Raw genomic sequence first — 23648 nt, 5'->3', positions numbered from 1 at the left:
CGTCTTCGGGCAAGGTGGAGAGATGCCGGACAACGAGAAGCCCACCTGGACGACGAACGAAGACGAACTGAAGACCGATCCCGATCTGCGCGACGATCCCGACGAGGAGGACGGCCCCGAGTCGGTTCTGCCGGCCGCCGGTGACACGGAGATCGGCGAGACCGACCGAATCCGGGAAGACAAAGCGTCCTACGACGGCGCGCAGCCACCGGCCGACCACACCGATGAGGGTCACGCGGTCGGCGGATCGGAGGGCACGACCGATGGCCAGTGAAACCCCGTCCGGACAGAAACGCACGATCGTCCTCACCGGCGCCAGCGACGGGATCGGCGCGATCGCGGCGCGATCCCTGGCCGGACCCGAGACCGAGCTCATCCTCGTCGGACGCTCACCGAAGAAGCTCGCGCCGATCGCGGCGGAGACCGGTGCGACCCCGTTCACCGCGGATTTCTCGGATCTGTCGCAGGTGCGGGACCTGGCCGCGGAGATCAATTCCGCCGTGGGGACGATCGACGTCCTGATGAACAACGCGGGCGGGACGTTCGACTCGTCGCAACGCTCCGCGGACGGGCACGAGCTCAACTTCCAGATCAACCACCTGGCCCCGTTCCTCCTGACCCACCTCCTCCGGGATCGGTTGGCCGCGGCCCCGCAGTCCCTCGTCCTGAACACCTCCAGCGTGGGCAACCTCTTCGGCCAGGTCGACCTCGACGACCTCGACTTCGAGAAACGTCGCACGCTGGGGATGCGGCCCTACGGCACCGCCAAGCTGATGAACATCCTGTTCACACGCGGGATCGCCCAGCGCTGGACCGCTGACAAGATCTACTCCGCCGCAGTCCATCCCGGACCCGCGGCTACGAGTTTCGGCCGCGACTCGCGGTTCGTCGGACTCGCCTACCGGTCTCCGCTGACGCGCCTGGTGACCATCACCCCCGAGCAGGGAGCCGCCCCGCTCATCGCCCTCGCCGAACGCGGCGCCGACCCGAGCGTCAACGGGGTGTACTTCAACCGCCACAAGGCCAACGGCCGGGAGAACCGTCAGGCCCACGACCAGAAACTGATCGACGGCCTGTGGCAGCGCTCCGCCGAGCTCACCGGTCTCGCCTGACCTGACCTGCGTCGTGGCCGACACCGCGGTTTGTCTCTACGTTGGCGGACGACGACCACACCGACTACCTGGGCACAGGAGGTTCAGATGACACGAAACATCCTCTTCATCATGACCGGCGCCGGAAGCTGGACGCTGAACGACGGCTCGACTCACAAGACCGGATTCTGGGCCGAAGAGGCCGTCGCGCCGCTGGAGGTGTTCCGTGCGGCCGGCTACAAGGTGACCGTGGCCACCCCCAACGGTGTCCAGCCGCCGGTCGACGAGACCAGTCTCGCGGTCGAGAGCATCGGCACCCCCGAGCGTGCGGCCGAGATCCGTCACGTCGTCGAGACCGCACCCGAACTGAAGAAGCCGATCGCCCTCACCGACGTTCGCATCGCCGACTACGACGCGGTGTTCGTCCCGGGCGGACACGGTCCCATGGAGGACCTGGCCGTGGACTCGAACGCAGGTGGCCTCCTGATAGCGGCCGACGAGGCGAAACTGCCGCTCGGGATCGTGTGCCACGGACCGGCGATCCTGCTCGCCGCCACCAACTCCGACGGTGTCAACGCCTTCGCCGGTCGCACGGTGACCGGCTTCAGCAACGCCGAGGAGGAACAGGCCGGGCTCGCCGACAAGGCACCCTGGCTCCTGCAGGACCGGCTCACCCAGGCGGGGTTCAAGATCACCCTGGGTGAGCCGTGGGCGGTCCACACCGAAGCCGACGGCAACCTGCTGACCGGTCAGAATCCCGCGTCGTCGGAATCGCTGGCACGCACTCTGCTCGATCGGCTCGAGAACGTGCCGCAGGGCTCCAAGTAGGACTTTTTCGACCCGAGGAACGGGGAGCGCAAGCGGCGCCCCTCCCGCCCCCTGAGGTGCGAGGAGCGTTAGCTACGCTCCCTCCCGCTCCCTGAGGTGCGAGGAGCGTTAGCGACGAGCCACGAAGGGCTGGCGAGGCACGTCACCATGCCCTTCGTGGCTCGCTTCGCTCGCACCTCAGGGAGCAATGGGGGTCGCGTCTACTCACACCTCAGGGAGCAATGGAGGTCGCGTCTACTCACACCTCAGGGAGCGGCGGGGGGCTCGTCGCGCTCGTTCGCGAACACGAGTACCGGACGTCAGTGTCGTGAGTCGTACGGCAGCAAGGCCATTTCGCGCGCGTTGCGGATCGCCGTGGCGACCTGACGCTGCTCCTGCGGGCTCAATCCGGTGAGCCGCCGGCTGCGGATACGGCCTTTGTCGGACAGGAACTGTCGCAGCAGCGCGACATCCTTGTAGTCGACGGGAGTACGCCCGTCGACGCGCACGCCCTGTGCGACGAGCAGGTTCCGTTTGCGTTTGACCGGTTCGTCGTCGCGCCGACGGGTTCTCTTGTTGGCCATCACCATTCCTTGTTCTCGTGGATCCGTCTCACCAGCTGGACTTCTGGATTCCGGGCAGCTCACCCCTGTGCGCGAGTTCGCGGAACCGCACGCGGGACAGACCCGCCTTGCCGATGTACCCGCGGGGGCGGCCGTCGACCGCGTCCCGGTTGCGCAGACGCGTCGGACTTGCATTGCGCGGCAACCGCTGTAGGCGATGTAAGGCCGTCATCCGCTCCTCGGGCGTCGAATCGGGCGCCACACTTGCGCGCTTCAGTTCGGCGCGGAGGTCGGCATACCGCGCGACGACCTCCCGGCGCTGCTCGTTCCGGACGATCTTGGACTTCTTGGCCATCAGCGGTCCTCCTTGAAATCGACGTGGGCACGGGCGATCGGGTCGTACTTGCGGAGCACCATGCGGTCGGGATCGTTTCGGCGGTTCTTCCGCGTCACGTACGTGTATCCGGTCCCGGCGGTGGAACGCAGTTTGACGATCGGCCGGATCTCGTTGCGCGCCATCAGACTTTCTCTCCGCGCGCACGGATCCTGCGCAGCACCGACTCGATGCCGTGCTTGTCGATCGTCGAGATCCCCTTGGCGCTCACGCGCAGCGTCACGTACCGACCCTCACCGGGCACGAAGTAGCGGCGTCGCTGGATGTTCGGGTCCCAACGGCGCGAGGTCCGCTTGTGCGAATGCGACACCTGCTTGCCGAAGCCCGGTACCCGACCGGTGACCTGGCACCTCTTGGACATGTTGCCCCCTTCTTATCGACAATGATTGGCATTAACTGTTCGGCCACGGTACCGTCGCCGGAGCGCAAATGGAAATCATTCTCAATAGATCGGAGTGGAGCCGTGCTCGACGATGGACTCGCGAACCGCCCGGATGGTGCCGGACCGACCGACCGTCGAACCCCGATCGTCGTGGTCACCGGGCTCGACGCGTCGTCGATCCACCGGGTCGGCGACGCGCTGGAGGGCGGGGGCGCCGGCAGCGTCCAGGTGCACCACGACCTGACCCAGGTCGAGGACGGCCGCGTCGTCCGGACCGTGAGCTGGCGGGGACCCGACGGACGCAGCCGACATGACGTCTGCATCGTCGAGTTGGCCCACGGATGCATCTCGTGCACGCTGAGAGAAGACCTGCTCCCGCTGCTCCGCCGACTTCATCGTCGACCGTCGGTGAACCGGATCGTCCTCACCCTGGACCCGGTCCTCGAACCCGAGCAGGTCGCGTGGTCGATCGAGAACGTCATCGTCGCCGACATGCCGGGGTTCGACGACGCCCCGGCAGCGGTCGACGTCCGCATCGACCTCACGGTTGCCTGTGTGGCCGAGGATGATTGGCTGACGTCGGCGACCGGCGACCTCTCTCTCGCCGAGGGTGGGCACGTCGCACTGGACGACGACCGCACGCTCGCGCAGGTGGCGGTCGGGCAGGTCGCCTTCGCCGACGCCCTGGTGGTCGCGGCGTGCGACCCGACCGTCCGCGACGCCTGGGCGTCGGCGCGACTCGTGGCCGTCCTCAAACGGCTCGCACCCAACGTCCCCATGATGTTCGAGCTGCCCCAGCGCCCGATCACCCCCACCCTCGCCGAACAGTTGCTGGCCGCGGTGCCGCCGCGCTCACGACGAGGTCGCATCGACGGACCTCACGACCCCCTCCTCGCCGGCGAACCCCCGTTGGAGTCCGACTGCGGCGTCACGTGGGTCGAGTTCCACAGCGATCGACCGCTGCATCCGGGCCGATTCCACGAGGCGATCGACGCACTGCTCGACGGGGTCGTCTGTGCGCGCGGGCGAGTCTGGATCGCCACCCAACCCGACGAGGCACTCTGGCTCGAGTCGGCAGGCGGTGGGCTGCGCGTGGCCCACGGCGGTCCCTGGTTGGCCTCGATGTCCGACGACGAACTCGCGCAGGTACCCGCCGAACGTCGTGCTCTCGGCGCACTGCGCTGGGACGAGACCTTCGGCGACCGGCACACGTCGCTGGTCGCGCTCGTCCATCAGGCCGACCCCGCCGAGATCGAGGACGCGCTCCGCAACGCCTGTCTCAACGAGGTCGAACTCGCTGCGGGTCAACAGTTCTGGTCGACCTTCGACGATCCCTTCGGCGAGTTCCACGCCGACCCCTGCGACGACCTCGACGTCGCCGAGTCGACCGTGGACGCGGTGCCGGGGCTCGACACCTCGGACCCGCGGGACAACTGACCCCTCGCCGACACCCATCTCACCGGAAGGCACTCATCATGAAGAAGGGCATCCACCCCGATTACCACCCCGTCGTCATCCGCGACGGTTCAACGGGCAAGGAGTTCCTGACCCGCTCCACCGCGACGTCGCCGACCACCGTCACCTGGTCCGACGGCAACGAGTACCCGCTCATCACCGTCGACGTCACCAGCGATTCGCACCCGTTCTACACCGGGGTCAACACGATTCCCGACATCGCCGGCCGGGTCGAGAAGTTCCGCCGCCGCTACGCGCACCTCGAACACTGACCCGAGTCGGCGGCCATCCGGGTTCGATTGCCTCGCTGTGGCAATCAGTTCTTGTCGTCCTTCGGTTTCCCGTTGCCACTGTTCCCGTTGCCGCCATTTCCTCCGGAGTTTCCCCTACCGTTCCGATCGTTCTCGGTCGGAGTCGGCCCCGTCTGGGGCACACCGGTCTGCGGCAGTTCTGTCTGGGTCGGTTGCGGCGTCTCGATGGTGCTCGCCGGGATCGAGGGCTCTGCGGCGGGCAGTGAGGCAGGGGCGGGGTTCGTCGGCGACGGCGCGTCCTCGTCCGAGCTCGTCGCCGCCACGGTGATGGCGACCAGGAGCGCCGCCAGCAGTGCGGCGGATCCGCCGACCAGCGCGACCCAGGTTCGTCTCCGTGGTCGCGGCCGCCCCGTGGAGAGAGGTGCCGTCGGCGACCCGCCCCCGACCGGGGGTACGGGCCCCGGTGTCGCAGTCAACGGGGTCGCCGACAACGGTGTCATCGACAGCGGGGACGTGAGCCGGCTCGTCGCCGGATGTGACAGCGGTTCGGCACCCTGGCCGGACAGCGCCGCAAGCATCGCCGCGGCGTCGGCGAACGATGCCGCGTCACCGGGGCGCATGGCCCGATCGATCGTGTCGCGCAGGGCCGGTGGAACGTCTGGACGCACAACGGTCAATGGCGGCGGGGGCGAGTGCAGGATCGCATGCGCGACAGCGGCGGGATTGTCCTGGTCGTACGCGCGACGGCCCGTCAGCGCTTCGTACGCGACGACGGCGGCCGCATAGAGATCGTCGGCAGGTGTCGCCGCCTGACCCAGCACGCGTCCTGGGCTGAGATAGCAGATGGTGCCGACGACTTCACCGGTCGCTGTGTGCGCCGTGCCGGCGGTCTTGGCGATGCCGAGATCGGCCACCTTCACCCGGTCACCGGACATCAGCAGATTCGCGGGTTTGATGTCGCGATGAAACACGCCGGCTGCGTGGGCGGCGTGCAGGGCCGCGAGGACGTCGGCGAGAATCGCGGCAACACGGTCGGGTGGCATCGGTCCGTCGACCATGAGGTCTCCGACCGTCGTGCCACTCAGCCGCTCCATCACGATGTACGGAGTCCCGTCGTGCTCGCCGAAATCGTGAACGGCAACGATGTTGGGATGGTTGAGTGCCGCGGCCGCCCGCGCCTCTGCGGCGAACCGTTCACGAGCGACTACCGGGGTCTCTGGCGCTGACCGCAGCAGCTTGATGGCGACCGACCGGTGGAGCCGCCGGTCCCACCCGTCGTGCACCACCGCCATGCCGCCACGTCCGAGAACTCCCCGGATCTCATAGCGTCCGTCGAGCAGATCGCGGTCCACTTGTCCACGGTAGCGGGTGCCCCGCCGGTCGATCATCGGCCCGACCCCGGTGCGGACCGCGCGTACTCAACCGGGCAGCAATCCGTCGACCAGTGCGTCGACGATGTCGTCGAGCGGCACATCGGGGAGCAACGGGCCGGTCAGCTGGTCGAGCAGGAGGCCGTCGACCGCGAAGTGGAACAGGGCGATCTCCCGCGCCGACCCCGGCAGGCCCGCCTGCTCGTTGAAAGCGACGTCCCCGGCGAACCCGGTTCGACGCCATTCGACGATGATCTCGGCGACCTCGGGGCGTCGGATCCCCTCGAGTCTCAGTTCGATGAGCGCGATGGTGACCTCCCGGTCGGCCAACAGGCGTTCGACGATGTTGCGAAGGTATTCGGCGAACAGATCGCGGGTCGGGGTGCGTCCGGCCCGTTCGGCGATGAAGTCGTCGCTCGGTGCGAGCCGCTCGTAGATGCGCTCCACCAGACCGGTCAGAAGTGCTGAGCGAGAACGGAAATAGTTCGTCGTCGTGCCGACGGGGACGCCGGCGGCACGGTCGACCGCGCGGTGGGTGAGTCCTCGCGCTCCGGTGTCGGCGAGGACTTCGAGACCCGCGTCGGCGAGGGCTCGCCGCCGGTCATCATTTCGGACCATGGGAAAACGATAGCCCAACCACTACAAGTGCTGTAGGTTCTCAACCACTACATCTGAAGTGATTGGGGACAACATGCGTGAACTCGTGTACTACGTGGCCGTCAGTCTCGATGGGTACATCGCGGGACCGGACGGCCAGTTCGACGCCTTCCTGATGGAGGGCGATCACATGGACGGCATCAACGATCGGTTCGCCGACACGATGCCGACCGACTACGCCGCCGCGCTCGGTATCGACCAGAGCGCAGGCATCTTCGACACCGTGCTCATGGGAGCGAGTACCTACGCCGCCGGCTTGCCCGAGACGACGAGTCCGTACCGCCACCTCGACCAGTACGTCTTCACCCACCGCCGACACGATCCCGTGGACGGCGTGACGTTCACCGATCGTGACCCGGTCGAGGTGGTCCACGAGCTCAAACAGGCTGATGGCAAGGACATCTGGCTCTGCGGGGGTGGCAACCTCGCGACGCAGCTGTCGGATGAGATCGACCGGTTCGTCCTCAAACGCCAGCCGGTGCTGTTCGGCAGTGGGATTCCCCTGATGGCTCCCGGCCGCTACGCCCCCAGAAGGTTCCGTCGGGTCAGTGGTCGCGACTTCGAGACCGGGGTGTCGATCGTCGAATACGCCGCGTCGTAGAAGTGGACCTACGTCAGGACCGCGAGCGCGTCGTCGAGTGAGACGAGGTCGGCCATCGTCACACTCCTCGTGGTGCCTCGGAGGTCTCTCGCTGCACGCGTGGCGGCGAGTGCGGTCAGCCTGCCGGTGGCCTCGGACTGTCCGGTGCCCGAGGCCTGCCGTCGCTCGCCGGTGCGTCGATTCTCGGCGACAACGTGCCAGGCCTCCGACCCGAGCGGAGGTGCCCACGTCAGCGTGCTGCGCAATTCGGGTATCCGTCCGACCAGGCCGAGTGCCGCCGTCATCGGTGCCGAGCTGAGGGTGAGATACGAGCGGATCACGCCGGGCTTGTCGTCGAGGAGGACATGGTCGGGGAAGTCCGCGCGGAGGTAGCGCCTCGTGCGCCCGTCCGGACCGGTCGCGCGGCGGCTCTCACCCAGATTGCGCACCGGCCGGCCTTCGGGTGGGCAGTGGACATCGGTGCCGACCAGACCGACCGTCCAGGCCACTGCCGCCGGGCCGTGCTTCTCACCGGCGCCGAGGAGGACGAGGACGTCAAGGTCGTCGCCGGCGTGGGAGTCGAGTGCGGCGGTCAGGATGGTGCTGAGGCCCGGCGCCAGACCGGCGCCCAGGACGACCGGTCCGACCGAGGCGGCGCGCAACTCGTCGAGGTAGGCACCGGACGCCGCGATGTCGACCAGCGGCGTCCGAGCCGTCGCGGCACCGAGGTCTGGACGTTCGATGCCGGAGGCGTTGACGACGACGTCATGTTCGGCCGCGAGGGTGCGCAGAGCCGCAAGGTCGTCGCGTAGATCGATCCGGACATCCCCGGGTGCGGTGCGACTCGTCCCGGTCACGATGTGGCCGTCCCCCTCGAGTTCGCGCCGGACAACGGCGCCCACCGCACCGCGCCCGCCGAGGAGCAGGACCCGCAGGTGCGCGCGCTCGTTCGATTCGTCCATCCGACACCACTTTCGCTGTTTCCCGATTGCCTGGAGACCATGCTCGGCGACAGCGATCGCGACCGGTGAGGACTTTTGCGGGATCTGCAAAGATGACGCCATGACCGCGGAGCTCACCGACCTGATCGATGCGATCGGCCCGCGGCTGCGCACCCTCCGGCTTGGGCGGGACCTCACGCTGACGGCGGTGGCCGAGGAGTCGGGATTGTCGATCAGCACACTCTCGCGTGTGGAGACCGGTAAACGGCAACCGACACTCGACGTCCTGCTCCCCCTCGCGAAGCTCTACCGCGTGTCCCTGGATCAACTCGTCGACGCACCGCCAACCGGTGATCCCCGCGTGCACCTCGAACCGAGGTCCATCGCGTCGGGAGGCATCATCGTCCCGCTCACCGGCTACCCGGGACGCGTGCGGGCGTTCAAGCACGTCCTGGGCCCGCGCGCGCCGCGACTGGTCACCCATGACGGGCACGCGTGGCTCTACGTGCTCGCCGGCAGACTGCGCGTGCTCCTGAACGACGACGAGCACATCCTCGAACCCGGCGAGACCGCCCAGTTCGACCCGACGACACCGCATTGGTTCGGACCGGCCGACGACAGCCCGGTCGAGATCCTGCATCTCTTCGGGCCGCACGGCGACCGCCCGGTGTCGCGCCTGGATGCACTTCCACCGCGGTGACCACGGAGTGCGCCGGAAACACGAAAGGCGACGAGCGGGCTCGTGGAGCCGCGTCGTCGCCGTCGCAGTACATCGCCGACCGATGCCGGCTTCGAGATGAACGTGGTGGAGCCTAGGAGATTCGAACTCCTGACATCTGCCTTGCAAAGGCAGCGCTCTACCAACTGAGCTAAGGCCCCGTGCCGTACCGGATCGGTTCGGCGGGATGCGAATTCCGATGTCCGAAAACATCCGTCGCAGTGGGCCTAGGAGGACTTGAACCTCCGACCTCTTCGTTATCAGCGAAGCGCTCTAACCGCCTGAGCTATAGGCCCTTGAACCGAGGAGTGAGATTACCCGACCGATGCCCCAACAAACAAAACGGCTGGTCAGGAGCTCGGTCAGTCGAGGTCGGCGAGCGTCACCTCGGCGCCGCCGACGAGGTCGGCGCAGATGTTGTAGATGTAGCTGCCGATCGTCGCCAGGGCCGTCAGCAGGATGGCGTTGATGGCCCCCAAGAGGGCCGCAGCGCCGAAGACGGTGCCCGCCCCCACGACGTCGCCACTCGTGCTCGATTCCTCGGCCATGAGCGTTCCGAAGCTGTTGTTCACCTGATCCCACACGCCCATGCCGTCGAGGATCAGATACAGCACCGCGACGGAGATCATCCAGATGAAGAAGCCGACGACCGACAGCACGGCCGCGATCTTGAACGTCGCCCACGGGTCGATCCGACGCACCTGCACCGCCGCGCGCAGCGCGGTGCCTGCGGCGAGCACCTGGCGCGGTGCCGACCGCGGCACCGACTTGCCGCCCGGCGGCTGCGAGGCCTCAGGCCGCTTCAGATCCGCGGTGTGGTGGATCTGATCGAGATCGGGCAGATCGTTCGCCGGGAGGTGTCCCCGATCGATCGTGCTCGTGGGTGACTCGACGAAGCCGGACTCCTCGGTCGCCGTCGCGGCACCCGAGCGTCGAGGACTCTCGAGTTTGGTGACCGGCGCCTGCTGGCCGCTCATGCTGGCGGCAGCGGTACCGCTGTTCGTCACGACGCCGCGCGGCGGCGGGCCGCCCGGATTGTTCTGCGGCGGGCCGCCCGGGTTGTTCTGCGGCGGGCCACTCGGACCGTTCTGCGACGGACCGCCCGGATTGCCGTCCGATCCGGGCCGGCGGGTGTCGTCACGAGTGAACGTCTCGGTCGGCGCGCCGGCCGAATCCTCGGCCGGTCCTCGCTGCCACGGAGGCACCAGTCCCCCGTTCGGGGTACCCGTCCCGGGGCCCGCCGGCCCCCCGGCGGGGCGCCCGTTCTGGTCCTGATGCGGCTCGTTCGGTGTGCTCACAGACATTCCCTCACTCAGGCGTTGCTGACGTTGCTCGCTCGGCGCCGGGTCCGAACCCACCGCTCCCCGACCCGCCGGCTGACGACGGGCCGAGAAACAGTGGTCTTCACCCTAACGCTTAGGAAGAGACCTCTGTCTCGTCCGGCTCGTCGGCGTTGCGGGCGATCGCGATGACCGTCGTTCCCTCGTCGATGTTCATCAGGCGCACACCCTTGGTCTGGCGACCGGCCTTGCGGACCGACTTCGCCGTCGTGCGGATGACGCCGCCGCCCGAGGTGATGGCGTAGAGCTCGGAGTCGTCGTCGACGATGAGGGCGCCGATCAGTTCGCCGCGCCGTCGATCGTGGGCGATCGTCAGCACACCCTTGCCGCCGCGGCCCTGCACCGGGTAGTCGTCCATGCCGGTCCGCTTGGCGTACCCACCGGAGGTCGCGACCAGGAGGTAGGTGCCGTCGCGGACGACGTTGAGCGACAGGAGCGTGTCGTCGGTGTTGAACCGCATGCCCTGGACGCCCGAGGTCTGCCGGCCCATGGGCCGCAGGGCCTCGTCGTCGGCGTGGAAGCGGATCGACTGTCCCTTCTGCGACACCAGGAGCAGATCGTCGTCGGCGCTGCACAACTGGGCGCCGACCAGTTCGTCCTCACCGCGCAGGTTGATCGCCGCGATGCCGCCGGAACGGTTCGAGTCGAAGTCGACCAGGCGCGACTTCTTGACCAGGCCGTTGCGGGTCGCGAGCACCAGGTACGGGGCATCCTCGTAGGTCTTGAGCTGGATGACCTGGGCGATGCGCTCCTCCGGCTGGAAGGCGAGGAGGTTGGCGACGTGCTGGCCGCGCGCGGTGCGGTTGGCCTCGGGCAGCTCGTAGGCCTTGGCGCGGTAGACCCGTCCCTTGGTCGTGAAGAACAGAATCCAGTCGTGGGTCGAGCACACGAAGAAGTGCTTGACGATGTCGTCCTGCTTGAGGCCGGCTCCCTGCACGCCCTTGCCGCCGCGACGCTGGCTGCGGTACAGGTCGGTCTTGGTGCGCTTGGCGTACCCGGTCTCGGTGATCGTGACGACAACGTCCTCACGCGCGATCAGATCCTCGTCGCTGACGTCGCCGTCGGCAGCGATGATCTTCGTACGACGCTCGTCGCCGTACTTGTCGACGACCTCCTTGAGCTCGTCGCGCACGATCGCGCGCTGACGCTCCGGCCGGTCGAGGATGTCCTTGTAGTCGGCGATCTCGAGTTCGATCTCGGCGAGCTCGTCGACGATCTTCTGCCGCTCCAATGCCGACAGTCGGCGCAGCTGCATCGCGAGGATGGCGTCGGCCTGGATCTCATCGATGTCGAGGAGGTCGATCAGGCCGGTGCGTGCGGTCTCGGTGTTCGCCGAGCGACGGATCAGCGCGATCACTTCGTCAAGGGCGTCAAGAGCTTTCACCAGACCGCGCAGGATGTGCGCGCGCTCCTCGGCCTTGCGCAACCGGTACCGGGTCCGACGCACGATGACGTCGATCTGATGCGCCACGTAGTAGCGGATCATCTGGTCGAGTCGCAGCGTGCGCGGCACACCGTCGACGATCGACAGCATGTTGGCGCCGAAGCTGGTCTGGAGCTGGCTGTGCTTGTACAGGTTGTTCAGCACGACCTTGGCGACGGCGTCACGACGCAGCGTCACCACGATGCGCATGCCGACGCGGTCCGAGGACTGATCCTCGATCCGGCTGATGCCCTTGAGCTTTCCCTCGTTGACCTGCTCGGCGATCGACTGGATCAGGTTGTCCGGGTTGACCTGGTACGGCAACTCGGTGACCACCAGCGTGGTGGCTCCCTTGTTCTCCTCGATGTCGACGACGCTACGCATCCGGATGCTGCCGCGACCGGTCGTGTAGGCGTCCTTGATGCCCTGGCTGCCGACGATCAGTCCGGCCGTGGGGAAGTCGGGTCCCTTGATGCACTCCATGCAGGCGGCGAGGGTGGTCTCGTCGTCGGCGTCGTGATTCTCCAGCGCCCAGAACACCGCCTCGGCAACCTCGTTGAGGTTGTGCGGAGGCATGTTGGTGGCCATGCCGACGGCGATACCGCCGGAACCATTGATCAGCAGGTTCGGGATGCGCGACGGCAGTACCGTCGGCTCATTCGTCTTGCCGTCGTAGTTGGGGACGAAATCGACTGTCTCCTCGGTGATGTCACGCAACATCTCCATGGCGAGCGGCGTGAGACGCGCCTCGGTGTACCGCATCGCGGCCGCACCGTCGTTGCCGCGCGAGCCGAAGTTGCCCTGCCCGTCGATGAGCGGGTAGCGCATCGACCACGGCTGGGCAAGCCGGACGAGGGCGTCGTAGATCGCGGTGTCGCCGTGCGGGTGATAGTTACCCATCGTCTCCGCAACGGGTTTCGCGGACTTCACATAGCTGCGGTCCGGACGGAAACCCGCGTCGAAGGACGCGTAGAGGAGACGGCGATGCACCGGCTTCAGGCCGTCGCGCACCTCGGGGAGCGCTCGCCCCACGATCACGCTCATGGCGTAATCGATGTAGCTCTTCTGCATCTCCTGCCCGAGATCGACGGGCTCGATGCGATCGCCTTCGCCTCCGGCGGGCGGCAGAGTGGTGTCAGTCATTGTGTGTTCTTTCTGCGATCACTACGAATCGAGACGATCCGTGATCAGACATCGAGGAAGCGAACGTCTTTCGCGTTGCGGGCGATGAAGCTGCGGCGGGCGGCGACGTCCTCACCCATGAGGATGGAGAACAGTTCGTCGGCGGCCGCGGCGTCGTCGAGCGTCACCTGGCGGAGCACACGCACGGCCGGATCCATCGTGGTCTCCCACAGTTCCTTGGCGTTCATCTCGCCGAGACCCTTGTAGCGCTGGATGCCGTCCTCGGTGTTGATCTTCTTGCCCGCGGCGCGGCCGGCCTCGAGCAGTCCGTCACGTTCACGGTCGGAGTAGGCGAACTCCGGCGCCGACTTCTGCCACTTGAGCTTGTACAGCGGCGGCATGGCCAGATAGACGTGACCGTGCTCGATGAGCGGTCGCATGAAGCGGAACAGCAGCGTGAGCAGCAGGGTCGAGATGTGCTGGCCGTCGACGTCGGCGTCGGCCATCAGCACGATCTTGTGATAGCGCAGCTTGCTGATGTCGAACTCGTCGTGGATGCCCGTGCCGAAGGCGGTGATGATCGACTGGACCTCGGTGTTCTTGAGAACACGGTCGATCCGTGCCTTCTCGACGTTGATGATCTTGCCGCGCAGCGGGAGGATCGCCTGGTACATCGAGTCGCGACCCGACTTCGCGCTGCCGCCTGCGGAGTCGCCCTCCACGATGTAGACCTCGCACTTGCCCGGGTCGTTGCTGCGGCAGTCGGCCAGCTTGCCCGGGAGACCACCGATGTCGGTGGCGGTCTTGCGACGCACCAGATCACGAGCGTTGCGCGCGGCCATCCGGGCCCGCTGGGATTCGACGATCTTCTTGATGATGGTCTTCGCCTCGGCCGGGTTGGCCTCCAGCCAGTGACCGAGGTGCTCGCTGCAGACCCGCTGGACGAAACCCTTGACCTCGGTGTTGCCCAGTTTGGTCTTGGTCTGGCCCTCGAACTGCGGATCGCCGACCTTCACCGAGATGACCGCCGCGAGTCCCTCACGGATGTCGTCACCCGAGAGGCGGTCTTCCTTTTTGTCCTTGATGAACTTCTTCTCCACCGCGTACTTGTTCACCGTGAGGGTCAGCGCAGCACGGAAACCCTCCTCGTGCGTACCACCCTCGTGGGTGTTGATGGTGTTGGCGAAGGTGTGCACCGATTCGGAATAGGTAGCGTTCCACTGCATCGCGACCTCGACCTCGTGACCCGTGCCCTGCCCGGTGTAGCCGATGACCGTGGTGTGGATCGACTGCTTCGTGCGGTTGAGGTGCTTGATGTAGTCGACGAGTCCGTCGGGGTAGTGGTAGGTGCGGGTCTTCGGCTTCGCCGCGGCCGCCGCCTTCTCCTCCGCGGACTTGATCTCCTCCGCGGCCTCGGTGAGGGTGCTCTCCTCGTCGCCGTCGGCGTCCCCCGGCGCTTCGATGGCCTGCGGGCGCTGATCGGTCAGCGTGATGGTGAGGCCCTTGTTCAGGAAGGCCATCTCCTGCAGACGACGCGCCACCGTCTCGGCGTTGAATCGCGTGGTCTCGGTGAAGATCTCGGGGTCCGGCCAGAACCGGACGGTGGTACCGGTCTTACGGGTCGGGCTCCCCTTCTCGAGGGCACCGGGCTTGGCGTAGTTGTAGGTCTGCTCCCAGTGGAAACCGTCGTTCTGGATCTCCAGCTCCACCTTGGTCGACAAGGCGTTGACCACCGAGATGCCGACGCCGTGCAGACCGCCCGACACCGCATAGGCGTCGGAGTCGAACTTGCCGCCGGCGTGCAGCTGGGTCATGACGACCTCGACGGTCGGGACGCCGGTCCGGTGCATGCCGGTCGGGATGCCACGACCGTCGTCGACGACCTGGACGCCGCCGTCGGCGAGCAGGGTCACGTCGACGCGGGAGGCGAAGCCGGCCATCGCCTCGTCGACGGAGTTGTCGACGACCTCCCAGATCAGGTGGTGGAGGCCTCGTTCACCGGTGGATCCGATGTACATACCGGGCCGTTTGCGAACGGCCTCCAGACCCTCGAGGATGTTGATCGAATCGGCGCCATACTCTGACGGCTTCTTCTTGTTCTTCTTCGGTCCGGTGTCGCTGGTGTCGGCCACGAGGTGCGTCCGCTCCTGTTCTGCTCATCGACGGATCAGGTGGTCTCCGGATCCGTCGTCGATCCTTGTCGACGGGGCACACGGCGGTTGCGCGCACAGGAGTACCCGGCGGGTACATCCGGGTAGCCTGGCGGCGCTGTCTGTCTGTCGTTGTGCACCCCTGTCGGGACAACTCTCCATAGTGTACTGCCTGACTCGCCCTGGAACGTGCATCCGGGGCCGCTAACAGGCCCTCAGAACGATTTTTTGGCCTCGTCCCCGGTTCGATCGTGGCTTGGGGATGGAAAACGGCCCACGAGGCTCAGCAACTAGTAATGTGTCAGCGACTCTGCTAGCGATGCGTCAGCCGTAGGTGTCGCGCGGGCCCCGGCCGCGGACATGCCGCTCACCCTTGCGCCACGACGGACCCTTCGGTCCACTGATCCGCAACGACGTGACCTGGCCGTGGCCGATGGCCGCGGCGATCTTGGCGAGGATCTGCGACTGGACGTAGCGGAGTTGTGTCGCCCACGCCGTGGACTCGGCCTGGACATGAAGTACGTTGTCGCGCAGTGCAATCGGCTGCGCGTGCGCGGCGATGTCGGAACCGACGATCTGCTCCCACATCCCGAACAGGGTGCCCTCGCCGATCTTCTCCTGCCAGCCGCGTTCTTTCGCCAGACCACCGACGAGGCGGCCGAACGGCTGCGGATCCCGTGCATCCGGTCCGGAACCGGACCAGCGCCGGCGCCCCTGGGATCCGCGCGGCACACGACGGACGGGCGAGGCCCGGCCCCGGCCGACGGACTTCCCCGCGGCTCGGGCCTGCGCGCGCGCCTCCTCCAGCGCCTTGCGAGCGCGCTCGTACCCGCCCAGTTCACCGGGCGGGGTCGGGCGCGGCGCGGGCTCGACGGGATCGGAGGATCCGGCCGGGAGATCGTCACTCATGGGTCTCCTCCCCCGCGGCCATGACATCGGCGTCTGCGTCTGCGTCGTCTCCATCATCATCGTCGTCGACGATGTGTGACCGTCGTCCCTCGCCGTCGTCGACCACGTCGACGCCGATCCGCCGGCCACCGATCTGCCCGGGAATGTCCTCGGCCACGGCAGCGGTGATGAGCAGCTGCTCGGCGTCGGCGGTGAACTCGACGAGTTGCGCGCGCCGCTTGGCGTCCAATTCGGCGAACACATCGTCGAGCATGATGACCGGCTCGACGCCCTCGGCACGGGTCAGCTCGACCGATCCCAGCCGCAGGGCCAACGCCAGCGACCACGATTCCCCGTGCGAGGCAAAGCCTTTCGCGACATCGTTGCCGAGCACGATGTCGATGTCGTCGCGGTGCGGCCCGACCAGGCACAGGCCGCGCTCGATCTCCTTGTCGCGCAACTCCGTCAGGCGCACCGCCAGCACATCGGCGATGGCCTCTGGGGTGCGCTCCTCGATCTCCGCACCACCCGCGGGACGATAGCAGAGCACGGCCGGCCGCGAATGCGGCGCGATCGAGGCGTACGAACCCGTGAAGTGGGGCTCGAGCTCGGCGAGCACCGACAACCGTGCGGCGATCACCTGACCGCCGAGATCCGCGAGCTGACCGTCCCAGACGTCGAGCGTGCTGATGACCGAATCTGCTTGTTGCCCACCACGTCTCAGTGCCGCCGCGGCAGTCTTGAGCAAAGCCGAACGCTGGCGGAGGACCCGGTCGTAGTCGGCGCGGGCCGCGGCGAAGCGGGGTCCACGCTGTGCGACGAGCTCGTCGACGAAACGTCGTCGGTCGCTCGGATCCCCACGCACCAGGGAAAGGTCCTCCGGTGCGAACAGCACCGTGCGGAGGATGCCGAGCAGGTCGCGGGGTCGTCGTGCCGGGCTCCCGTTGATGGCCGCCTTGTTGGCCCCCTCGGCGTTGATCCGCAGATCGGCGGTCAGCTCGCGACCGTCGTTCTCGACCGTCGCGATCACCGACGCCGACGCGGATCCCGCGTGGACGAGAGGCGCATCGGAACTCACCCGATGCGACCGGAGGGTCGACAGGTAGAACAGCGCCTCGAGCAGGTTCGTCTTGCCGAAGCCGTTACGGCCGGTGAAGACGGTCGGGCCGGGCGCCAGATCGAGGTCCACGGCCCGCCACGATCGGAAATCCCTCAGATGCAGCTCACGGACGAACACTAGTCGGCGTCGATCCTGGTGACGGCGAGGCCGGCGGCGGCCGTCAGCCGGGGAGGCGGACGGGCATCAACAGGTAGCTGAAGGCGCTCTCGGGAGCGACGAAGGCGCCGGACTCGTCCGCCACCGGATCCTCGCCGCTGGCCGGGCGGAGCACCGCGGGCCGGCTGGGGGTGGTGAACCCGAAGTCCACCGCGTCGGCGTTGATCGCCGACAAGCCGTCCTGCAGGTACCCGGGATTGAACGCGATCGTGAGGGGCTCACCCTGGAACGACACGGGCAGCTCTTCCTCGGCCTTACCCGCCTCGTCACCGCCAGCGGTGAGGAGCACGGATCCCTCGGAGAACTCCATCCGGACCTGTGCGCCGCGCTCGGCGACGAGGGCCACACGACGGATCGCCTCGATCAGCGGGCCGCTGTCGATGGTGGCGACGGCGGTGTGGCTGGCCGGCAGCAGCTGACGGAACTTCGGGAACTCCGCGTCGAGCAGACGGGTGGTGGTCTTCTTCGTCTCACCGAGGATGCCGAGGATGCCGTCGGAACCGATGGCCGCGCCGCCACCAAAGGCCAGCGAGACGACTCCGGTGCCCTCGGCACCAGCGGTCTTGGCGCTCTCCGAGAGCGTCTTCGCCGGGACCAGGACGGCGCCCTTGGTGTCGGGATCAGAAGGCTCCCACTGCAATTCGCGCACTGCAAGGCGGAAGCGGTCGGTTGCGGCGAGGACGACGGAGTTGCCCTCGATCTCGACGCGCACGCCGGTCAGCATGGGCAGCGTGTCGTCCTTGCCCGCCGCCACGGCCACCTGGGAGATCGCCTCGGCGAACAGTTGCGACGGGATCGTGCCGGTGATGGCGGGGACGTCGGGCAGCTGCGGGTAGTCCTCGACCGGCATCGTCGGGAGCGAGAACTTCGCGCTGCCACAGGTGATGGCGACGCGAGAACCGTCGAGAGTCACGTCGACCGGCTTGTTCGGGAGGGCTTTGGTGATGTCGGCGAGGAGCCGGCCGGAGACCAGGACCTGTCCGGGGTCGGCGACCTCGGCGCCGAGGTTCTCCTGCGCCGAGACCTCGTAGTCGAAGCCCGAGACGGTCAGGCCGGTCTCACCGACGTTGAGCACGACACAGCCGAGAACCGGGACGGGCGGACGAGACGGGAGACTGCGGGCGACCCAGGCGACGGAATCAGCGAACTCGTCACGCGCGACACGAAACTTCATGCTGGGAGGTTGCCCTTCTCTCGTTCTCGTTCCCGCCTGGATCGCCGGGTCGGCGCCGCAGTGGGTCGGCCGGCCTGGAGTGGGATCCCGCATCCGGGAGTCCCACTGTAGAACGCCGCTGCCCGGACCGGGGTGGTTGGGGGCAAGTCAGGCCCTCGTCGGGGCGATGTCCGACCGGCCCGGTCGGCACCGGTCTGTGCACAGACCTTCTTACAAAAGATTCTCTTTATAGAGGGATCCATCTCAGTAATAGGAGCTGTGGAATCTGTGGACAACCATGACATCGGGCCAGTCCGGGCGGGTGCACGCGTGTGTATGACCGGTGGAGCAACGTCGAGCGGATCCGGCCGCCGGTGTGGAGTTTCGATGTTGTTCGCGCGGCGTCCACCGTCGGTGCACATCCGGACACGGGTTATCCCAAGGATCATCCACAGCTGGTGATCATTCGTGAGCAGGGCAGACGTCGACCGGATCCGACCGCGAGACCCGCTGTTTCGGAGCCGGAGACCCTCGACCCGAGGAGCAGACTTGGCATTCGCGGGGCGCTGTCGGGGGTTGCTGTCGGGGTTGCCGACGAGGGTTGCCATTCGGGTCCACGGGAGCGGGACGAGACACCGAGGGAACCCGTGAGACGACCGCACCCCCGGGCCGTTGCCGGCTCGGGGGTGCGGGGGCCAGAGATGTGCGCCAGGGCCACAGGTACGCCGGGCCACAGACAGAGAGAAGGACGCCTCAGCCGACGGCACGCTGCTTGATGCGCGCGGTGAGTTCCTGGACGTGGTCGTACACCCGTCGCCGCTCGGCCATCTCCTTGCGGATCTTGCGTTCGGCGTACATCACTGTCGTGTGGTCGCGATCGAAGGTCTCACCGATCTTCGGCAGCGAGAGATCGGTGAGCTCCCGGCACAGATACATCGAGATCTGGCGCGCCTGAGCGATCGACCGTGTCTTACCGGGACCGCGCAGTTCTTCGAGGGAGATGTCGAAGTACTCGGCGGTGATCGCGAGGATGCTCGCCGCACTGACCTCGAGCGTCCCCGAGTTGGGCAGCAGCGCCTGGAGAACGACGTCGGCGAGGGACTTGTCGAGTGCGGCGTCGTTGAGCGAGGCGAAAGCCGTGACCCGGATCAGCGCACCTTCGAGCTCGCGGATGTTGCGTTCGATCTTCGACGCGATGAGCTCGAGGACGTCGTCGGGCACCGCGATGTTGTCCATCTGCGCCTTCTTGCGCAGGATGGCGATCCTGGTCTCCAGATCGGGCGGCTGCACGTCGGTGATCAAGCCCCACTCGAACCGAGTGCGGAGCCGATCTTCCAGTGTCGCAAGCTGTTTCGGTGGACGATCGGACGAGATGACGATCTGCTTGCTCGCGTTGTGCAGCGTGTTGAAGGTGTGGAAGAACTCTTCCTGGATACCTTCTTTGCCCACGAGGAACTGGATGTCGTCGACGAGTAGGACGTCGACGTCGCGATAGCGACGCTTGAACGCGACCCGCCGGTCGTCACGAAGTGAGTTGATGAAGTCGTTGGTGAATTCCTCGGTGGAGACGTACTTGACCCGCATACCGGGGAACAGACGCTGCGCGTAGTGCCCGGCGGCGTGCAACAGGTGCGTCTTGCCGAGACCGGACTCACCCCAGATGAACAGCGGGTTGTAGGCCCGGGCCGGGGCCTCTGACACTGCCACTGCCGAGGCATGTGCGAAGCGGTTCGACGCGCCGATGACGAAGGTGTCGAAGGTGTACTTGGGGTTGAGGTTCGCACCCGTTGCCGGTGGCGTCGACGTGGGCCGCTCGGCGAAATACGACGCCCAGTCGCCGGACGGGCGCGTGGACTCCGCCACCGGGGCCGAGGCCAACCCGGCGCCCACCGGGGCCGCGGAGTGGTCGGCGGCGGCCGGTCCACCGAGGGACCGACCTTCGGCAGCCGGCGCCTCGGGTGCCGGCTCGTCGTTGCGCGGGGTCGCGATACGGACGCCGAGGTCGACGGGTTCGTCGAGGTGACGACTCAGAACCGAGCGGATGGTCTCGCGGAGATTGCGTTCGATCTGCTCCTGGACCAGCGCCGTCGGCACGGTCAGCAGGGCGAAACCCTCGGTGAGGGTGAGGGGTCGAACCAGCGACAGCCATGCCTTCTGCTGGCGTGTCAGTGGTTCGTGGTCGCGTGCGGCTTCGTCGTCGTTGAGTTCGGCGACGACCTGCTGCCACACCTCGCCGAATGAGTCGCGGTCTGAAGTCACGGGGCTGGCCTCCTGGTCCGGAAAACTACCAGCGTTGACGAGACTGGTGACATCGGCGCCGGGAGACCGTCTCTTTCCACAGGGTTATCCACACCTGTGTACAAAGGTGACGACGAGCTGGGGACTTCGGTCTGAAGCCAGGTCCCGAGGAACTTCCTCGACGGGACGGGTGGCCGACGCTGTGAGTGAACGTAACAGAGGTCGCAGAGGGTCACAAAGCGATCGGGACGTTTGACTCGAATCTGCTGAGAATCTTGCTTTCGTGGCTCAGAACACACTGGTCGGGAGCGGTGTCGGCGGGGTGACGCCGTCGTTTGATTTGAACGCTCGGTGTCAGTAGTCTCGACTGGTCATCCAGGTTGCGGATTTGCGCGGCGATCTTTCATGTTCGCCGAGTCATCACCGACACCAGTTCGGCACCGTCCTGGATCAACAGACCAACGACAACATGTGGGTCATGCCCGGGTAACCGGTGTGTGCCCACAGGGAGCACAAGGAGTCACCGTGGCCAAGGGCAAGCGTACTTTCCAGCCGAACAACCGTCGTCGCGCACGCGTGCACGGTTTCCGTCTGCGCATGCGGACCCGCGCCGGGCGTGCCATCGTCAGCGGCCGCCGTTCCAAGGGCCGCGCGAAGCTCACCGCCTGATCGTCGGCTCTCACCGGATCCCGGTTGCGGATCCGGTCAGCTGTTCGATGACTGCGCCCCTTCATCGGATCTCACGGGGATCCGACTTCTCTCGCACCCTCAAGTCCGGTGCGCGGGTGAACAGTCGTGACTTCGTCGTCCATCTCGCGATGGTCGGTCGTCACTGGCCGGACCCTCGAGGTCTGCGTCGCGACGTGGCGATGTCCGGCGGCCCCTGGCTCGGCCTGGTCGTCAGCAAGTCCGTCGGCAACGCGGTGACGCGTCATCTCGTCGCTCGTCGTCTGCGCGCGGCGTTCGCGGGCGCGTCACATCTGCTTCCCGACGAGACCTACGTGGTCGTCCGCGCTCGTCGCAGCGCGGCAGATCGATCCAGCGACGAGCTCGCCGACCAGCTACGTGACGCGTTCACGAGCAGGCGGGTAGCCGGTCTGGCCGACGCCGTCTCGGCTCCGGCCGACGGGGCGAGGTCGCAGCGATGAGCGGCACCTCCGGCACCACGTCGTCGCCTCAGCCCCACGTCGAGTCGGCGGCGATCCACCCCGACCCGTCGATCGGACGCGGTGCTCGCCTGGTGCGCGGATTGCGTCTGCTCCCCCGCCGCACCGTCATCTTCCTCATCGAGCTGTATCGCACCTGGGTGTCCCCGATGCGCCTGCCGTCCTGCCGCTTCGAGCCCACCTGCTCGGGATACGCGGTCGAAGCACTCGACCGGCACGGCCTCCTCTACGGCTCGGTGCTGTCGATCATCCGGCTCGCCAAGTGCGGGCCGTGGCACAAACCCGGCTACGACCCGGTCCCCGAGCGCGGCTTCGGAGACCTGTGCCGCGACCTGTGGAGTGCGGTCACCGGCACACACCGACCTCGAAACCATCAGCACGCGTCCGGCGAGACGCGTGCCCTGTGAGTACAACAAGTGAGGGGTAACTGACCCGTGCTCGACTTCATCTATTACCCGGTCTCCGGGATCATGTGGGTCTGGCATTGGCTCTTCAGCCATGTCACGCCCGACTCCCCCGGTGGCGACGGGATCGCCTGGGCACTGTCGGTGGTGTTCCTCGTGTTCACCCTGCGCGCGATTCTCTACAAGCCCTTCGTGAAGCAGATCCGCACCACGAAGAAGATGCAGGAGATCAACCCGCAGCTCCAGGCGATCCGCAAGAAGTACGCCAAGGATCGGGTCAAGATGACCGAGGAGATGCAGAAGCTCCAGAAGGAGCACGGGTTCAACCCGCTGCTCGGCTGCCTTCCGATGCTGCTGCAGATCCCCGTCTTCATCGGTCTGTTCCACGTGCTGCGGTCGTTCAACCGTATGGGCACCGGCATGGGCCAGCTCGGTATGAGCGCCGCGGAGACTCGTTCGCAGGGCAACTACGTCTTCAGCGCCGAGCAGGTGCAGAACTTCCTCGACGCCCGTCTCTTCGGTGTTCCGCTGTCGTCCTACCTCGTCGAGCCGGCGACCGAGTTCCAGGCGTTCGTCGAGCCCGGGTCCCCCATCGACTTCACGCGTCCGCAGATCGCGTTCGTCGTCGTGCCGATGATGATCGTCGCCTCGATCGCGACGCACCTCAACTCGCGGGCCTCGGTGGCCCGCCAGCCGGAGGCCGCGCTCGAGAACCCGCAGACCCGGATGATGAACAACCTTGCGCTGTACATCTTCCCGATCGGCATCCTCGTCACCGGTCCGTTCTTCCCGGTCGCCATCCTCCTGTACTGGATGAGCAACAACATCTGGACCTACGGTCAGCAGCACATCGTCTTCGGGCACATCGCCAAGGAAGAAGAAGAGGCCAAGCTTCTCAAGCAGGAGAAGCTCAAGGCGAATGCGCCGAAGCCGGGCGTGCGACCCGACCGCAAGAAGCGCCCCACGGCCACGAGCGGCAACGGCGCCGAGCCGACGGGTGTGTCCCTCTCGAAGGACGGGTCCGCGGACAAGTCCGGCACCGATGGAGTCGAGCCAGAGGTGTCTGCGCCCGACGACGCAACCGCGGCAGCAGCGGACACCGGCGTGGGTGCCAAACCCAAGCCGGGCCAGAAACCCGCGCGCCCCGGCCCCGGCGCCGCACCGGGTAAGAAGCAGAACCACAACCGCGGAAGCCGTTCGACCGCCAAGCGCGGCAACAAACGCGGTGGCAAGCGTTGACCGCCCCAGACTTGTTCGATGAAGCACAGAAGTTAGGTGA

Annotated in this window: 25 protein-coding genes and 2 tRNA genes; 11 read left to right on the top strand and 16 right to left on the bottom strand. The window is 66.9% G+C overall.

The features are described 5' to 3' along the window. Positions 1 to 22 precede the first annotated feature (22 nt). From AC3B5T_RS07185 to AC3B5T_RS07175, 3 genes are all read left to right on the top strand, one after another. Positions 23 to 274: a hypothetical protein gene (locus AC3B5T_RS07185; protein WP_055476349.1), complete on the top strand. Its 252-nt coding sequence runs from the start codon at positions 23 to 25 to the stop codon at positions 272 to 274. Next, entirely contained in the window at positions 264 to 1112 is an 849-nt protein-coding gene (locus tag AC3B5T_RS07180; RefSeq protein ID WP_014924807.1) for an SDR family NAD(P)-dependent oxidoreductase, read from the top strand. The genes AC3B5T_RS07185 and AC3B5T_RS07180 overlap by 11 nt, the downstream gene beginning before the upstream one ends. Before the next feature lie 87 nt (positions 1113 to 1199). Next, positions 1200 to 1919 (top strand): type 1 glutamine amidotransferase domain-containing protein, encoded by a 720-nt coding sequence (locus AC3B5T_RS07175; RefSeq protein ID WP_055476350.1) that lies wholly within the window; start codon positions 1200 to 1202, stop codon positions 1917 to 1919. Between the two features lie 299 nt (positions 1920 to 2218). On the opposite strand, the gene rpsR is transcribed toward AC3B5T_RS07175, so the two are convergent. From rpsR to rpmB, 4 genes are read right to left on the bottom strand one after another with little or no spacing between them, the layout of a single operon-like run. Then, a complete protein-coding gene (rpsR, locus tag AC3B5T_RS07170; protein WP_083889011.1) occupies positions 2219 to 2482 on the bottom strand; it encodes a 30S ribosomal protein S18 in 264 nt (87 codons plus the stop codon). Between the two features lie 28 nt (positions 2483 to 2510). Then, complete coding sequence (gene rpsN, locus AC3B5T_RS07165) at positions 2511 to 2816, bottom strand: 30S ribosomal protein S14 (protein WP_055476351.1); 306 nt, start codon at positions 2814 to 2816, stop codon at positions 2511 to 2513. Then, complete coding sequence (gene rpmG, locus AC3B5T_RS07160) at positions 2816 to 2980, bottom strand: 50S ribosomal protein L33 (RefSeq protein ID WP_004020951.1); 165 nt, start codon at positions 2978 to 2980, stop codon at positions 2816 to 2818. Before rpmG ends, rpsN begins: the two co-directional genes overlap by 1 nt. Continuing rightward, positions 2980 to 3216: a 50S ribosomal protein L28 gene (gene rpmB, locus AC3B5T_RS07155; protein WP_055476352.1), complete on the bottom strand. Its 237-nt coding sequence runs from the start codon at positions 3214 to 3216 to the stop codon at positions 2980 to 2982. The genes rpmG and rpmB overlap by 1 nt, the downstream gene beginning before the upstream one ends. A gap of 102 nt (positions 3217 to 3318) precedes the next feature. On the opposite strand from rpmB, the gene mrf reads away from it, so the two are divergent. After that, entirely contained in the window at positions 3319 to 4674 is a 1356-nt protein-coding gene (mrf, locus tag AC3B5T_RS07150; RefSeq protein WP_055476353.1) for a ribosome hibernation factor-recruiting GTPase MRF, read from the top strand. A gap of 38 nt (positions 4675 to 4712) precedes the next feature. Further along, on the top strand, positions 4713 to 4964 hold the full coding sequence (locus AC3B5T_RS07145) for a type B 50S ribosomal protein L31 (RefSeq protein WP_055476354.1): 252 nt from the start codon (positions 4713 to 4715) through the stop codon (positions 4962 to 4964). A gap of 44 nt (positions 4965 to 5008) precedes the next feature. On the opposite strand, the gene AC3B5T_RS07140 is transcribed toward AC3B5T_RS07145, so the two are convergent. Beyond that, complete coding sequence (locus tag AC3B5T_RS07140; RefSeq protein WP_055476355.1) at positions 5009 to 6295, bottom strand: serine/threonine-protein kinase; 1287 nt, start codon at positions 6293 to 6295, stop codon at positions 5009 to 5011. Positions 6296 to 6361: 66 nt separating this feature from the next. Continuing rightward, a complete protein-coding gene (locus tag AC3B5T_RS07135; protein WP_055476356.1) occupies positions 6362 to 6931 on the bottom strand; it encodes a TetR/AcrR family transcriptional regulator in 570 nt (189 codons plus the stop codon). Between the two features lie 73 nt (positions 6932 to 7004). On the opposite strand from AC3B5T_RS07135, the gene AC3B5T_RS07130 reads away from it, so the two are divergent. Beyond that, positions 7005 to 7571 carry a dihydrofolate reductase family protein gene (locus AC3B5T_RS07130; protein ID WP_010843047.1) on the top strand — a complete coding sequence of 189 codons (567 nt, stop codon included), beginning with the start codon at positions 7005 to 7007 and terminating at the stop codon, positions 7569 to 7571. Between the two features lie 8 nt (positions 7572 to 7579). Here the strand turns inward: AC3B5T_RS07130 and AC3B5T_RS07125 are convergent, their stop codons facing one another. Then, the gene (locus AC3B5T_RS07125) at positions 7580 to 8512 is read right to left on the bottom strand and encodes a saccharopine dehydrogenase family protein (RefSeq protein ID WP_010843048.1); all 933 of its coding nucleotides are present in this window, start codon (positions 8510 to 8512) and stop codon (positions 7580 to 7582) included. Between the two features lie 100 nt (positions 8513 to 8612). On the opposite strand from AC3B5T_RS07125, the gene AC3B5T_RS07120 reads away from it, so the two are divergent. After that, positions 8613 to 9191: a helix-turn-helix domain-containing protein gene (locus AC3B5T_RS07120; RefSeq protein WP_055476357.1), complete on the top strand. Its 579-nt coding sequence runs from the start codon at positions 8613 to 8615 to the stop codon at positions 9189 to 9191. A 103-nt stretch (positions 9192 to 9294) separates the two neighbouring features. On the opposite strand, the gene AC3B5T_RS07115 is transcribed toward AC3B5T_RS07120, so the two are convergent. From AC3B5T_RS07115 to dnaA, 9 genes are all read right to left on the bottom strand, one after another. Further along, positions 9295 to 9370: transfer RNA gene (locus tag AC3B5T_RS07115), tRNA-Ala, on the bottom strand. Between the two features lie 61 nt (positions 9371 to 9431). After that, a tRNA-Ile gene (locus tag AC3B5T_RS07110) sits at positions 9432 to 9505 on the bottom strand. Positions 9506 to 9571: 66 nt separating this feature from the next. Then, on the bottom strand, positions 9572 to 10507 hold the full coding sequence (locus AC3B5T_RS07105; protein ID WP_055476358.1) for a DUF3566 domain-containing protein: 936 nt from the start codon (positions 10505 to 10507) through the stop codon (positions 9572 to 9574). Between the two features lie 118 nt (positions 10508 to 10625). Next, on the bottom strand, positions 10626 to 13115 hold the full coding sequence (gyrA, locus tag AC3B5T_RS07100; RefSeq protein WP_010843052.1) for a DNA gyrase subunit A: 2490 nt from the start codon (positions 13113 to 13115) through the stop codon (positions 10626 to 10628). Positions 13116 to 13159: 44 nt separating this feature from the next. After that, positions 13160 to 15226, bottom strand: coding sequence for a DNA topoisomerase (ATP-hydrolyzing) subunit B (gene gyrB / locus AC3B5T_RS07095; RefSeq protein ID WP_055476359.1), 2067 nt, complete (start codon positions 15224 to 15226; stop codon positions 13160 to 13162). 342 nt (positions 15227 to 15568) lie between these two features. Next, on the bottom strand, positions 15569 to 16153 hold the full coding sequence (locus AC3B5T_RS07090) for a DUF721 family protein (protein ID WP_010843054.1): 585 nt from the start codon (positions 16151 to 16153) through the stop codon (positions 15569 to 15571). Continuing rightward, positions 16146 to 17369, bottom strand: a complete 1224-nt coding sequence (gene recF, locus AC3B5T_RS07085; protein ID WP_055476360.1) for a DNA replication/repair protein RecF — start codon at positions 17367 to 17369, stop codon at positions 16146 to 16148. The genes AC3B5T_RS07090 and recF overlap by 8 nt, the downstream gene beginning before the upstream one ends. A 43-nt stretch (positions 17370 to 17412) precedes the next feature. Then, positions 17413 to 18582 carry a DNA polymerase III subunit beta gene (dnaN, locus tag AC3B5T_RS07080; RefSeq protein ID WP_010843056.1) on the bottom strand — a complete coding sequence of 390 codons (1170 nt, stop codon included), beginning with the start codon at positions 18580 to 18582 and terminating at the stop codon, positions 17413 to 17415. 732 nt (positions 18583 to 19314) lie between these two features. Further along, on the bottom strand, positions 19315 to 20820 hold the full coding sequence (gene dnaA, locus AC3B5T_RS07075) for a chromosomal replication initiator protein DnaA (protein WP_055476361.1): 1506 nt from the start codon (positions 20818 to 20820) through the stop codon (positions 19315 to 19317). A 504-nt stretch (positions 20821 to 21324) separates the two neighbouring features. On the opposite strand from dnaA, the gene rpmH reads away from it, so the two are divergent. From rpmH to yidC, 4 genes are read left to right on the top strand one after another with little or no spacing between them, the layout of a single operon-like run. Continuing rightward, a complete protein-coding gene (gene rpmH, locus AC3B5T_RS07070; protein WP_004020968.1) occupies positions 21325 to 21468 on the top strand; it encodes a 50S ribosomal protein L34 in 144 nt (47 codons plus the stop codon). 47 nt (positions 21469 to 21515) lie between these two features. After that, positions 21516 to 21947, top strand: a complete 432-nt coding sequence (gene rnpA, locus AC3B5T_RS07065) for a ribonuclease P protein component (RefSeq protein WP_010843058.1) — start codon at positions 21516 to 21518, stop codon at positions 21945 to 21947. Next, positions 21944 to 22372, top strand: coding sequence for a membrane protein insertion efficiency factor YidD (yidD, locus tag AC3B5T_RS07060; RefSeq protein WP_055476362.1), 429 nt, complete (start codon positions 21944 to 21946; stop codon positions 22370 to 22372). Before rnpA ends, yidD begins: the two co-directional genes overlap by 4 nt. Before the next feature lie 27 nt (positions 22373 to 22399). Further along, complete coding sequence (gene yidC, locus AC3B5T_RS07055; protein WP_055476363.1) at positions 22400 to 23608, top strand: membrane protein insertase YidC; 1209 nt, start codon at positions 22400 to 22402, stop codon at positions 23606 to 23608. Positions 23609 to 23648 lie beyond the last annotated feature (40 nt).

The organism is Gordonia sp. G4 (assembly GCF_057770005.1).
Note: the sequence above shows the minus strand (reverse complement) of the source record. Positions and strands in the feature narration are given on the sequence as shown.

Excerpts from the sequence above, each read along its gene's own strand:
- rnpA (WP_010843058.1), top strand. The coding sequence starts at position 21,516 with ATGACTGCGCCCCTTCATCGGATCTCACGGGGATCCGACTTCTCTCGC.
- AC3B5T_RS07175 (WP_055476350.1), top strand. The coding sequence starts at position 1,200 with ATGACACGAAACATCCTCTTCATCATGACCGGCGCCGGAAGCTGGACG.
- gyrA (WP_010843052.1), bottom strand. The coding sequence starts at position 13,115 with ATGACTGACACCACTCTGCCGCCCGCCGGAGGCGAAGGCGATCGCATC.
- AC3B5T_RS07180 (WP_014924807.1), top strand. The coding sequence starts at position 264 with ATGGCCAGTGAAACCCCGTCCGGACAGAAACGCACGATCGTCCTCACC.
- AC3B5T_RS07130 (WP_010843047.1), top strand. The coding sequence starts at position 7,005 with ATGCGTGAACTCGTGTACTACGTGGCCGTCAGTCTCGATGGGTACATC.
- AC3B5T_RS07125 (WP_010843048.1), bottom strand. The coding sequence starts at position 8,512 with ATGGACGAATCGAACGAGCGCGCGCACCTGCGGGTCCTGCTCCTCGGC.
- yidD (WP_055476362.1), top strand. The coding sequence starts at position 21,944 with ATGAGCGGCACCTCCGGCACCACGTCGTCGCCTCAGCCCCACGTCGAG.
- rpsN (WP_055476351.1), bottom strand. The coding sequence starts at position 2,816 with ATGGCCAAGAAGTCCAAGATCGTCCGGAACGAGCAGCGCCGGGAGGTC.
- AC3B5T_RS07090 (WP_010843054.1), bottom strand. The coding sequence starts at position 16,153 with ATGAGTGACGATCTCCCGGCCGGATCCTCCGATCCCGTCGAGCCCGCG.
- AC3B5T_RS07135 (WP_055476356.1), bottom strand. The coding sequence starts at position 6,931 with ATGGTCCGAAATGATGACCGGCGGCGAGCCCTCGCCGACGCGGGTCTC.
- AC3B5T_RS07185 (WP_055476349.1), top strand. The coding sequence starts at position 23 with ATGCCGGACAACGAGAAGCCCACCTGGACGACGAACGAAGACGAACTG.
- dnaN (WP_010843056.1), bottom strand. The coding sequence starts at position 18,582 with ATGAAGTTTCGTGTCGCGCGTGACGAGTTCGCTGATTCCGTCGCCTGG.
- AC3B5T_RS07145 (WP_055476354.1), top strand. The coding sequence starts at position 4,713 with ATGAAGAAGGGCATCCACCCCGATTACCACCCCGTCGTCATCCGCGAC.
- AC3B5T_RS07120 (WP_055476357.1), top strand. The coding sequence starts at position 8,613 with ATGACCGCGGAGCTCACCGACCTGATCGATGCGATCGGCCCGCGGCTG.
- rpsR (WP_083889011.1), bottom strand. The coding sequence starts at position 2,482 with ATGGCCAACAAGAGAACCCGTCGGCGCGACGACGAACCGGTCAAACGC.
- rpmB (WP_055476352.1), bottom strand. The coding sequence starts at position 3,216 with ATGTCCAAGAGGTGCCAGGTCACCGGTCGGGTACCGGGCTTCGGCAAG.
- rpmG (WP_004020951.1), bottom strand. The coding sequence starts at position 2,980 with ATGGCGCGCAACGAGATCCGGCCGATCGTCAAACTGCGTTCCACCGCC.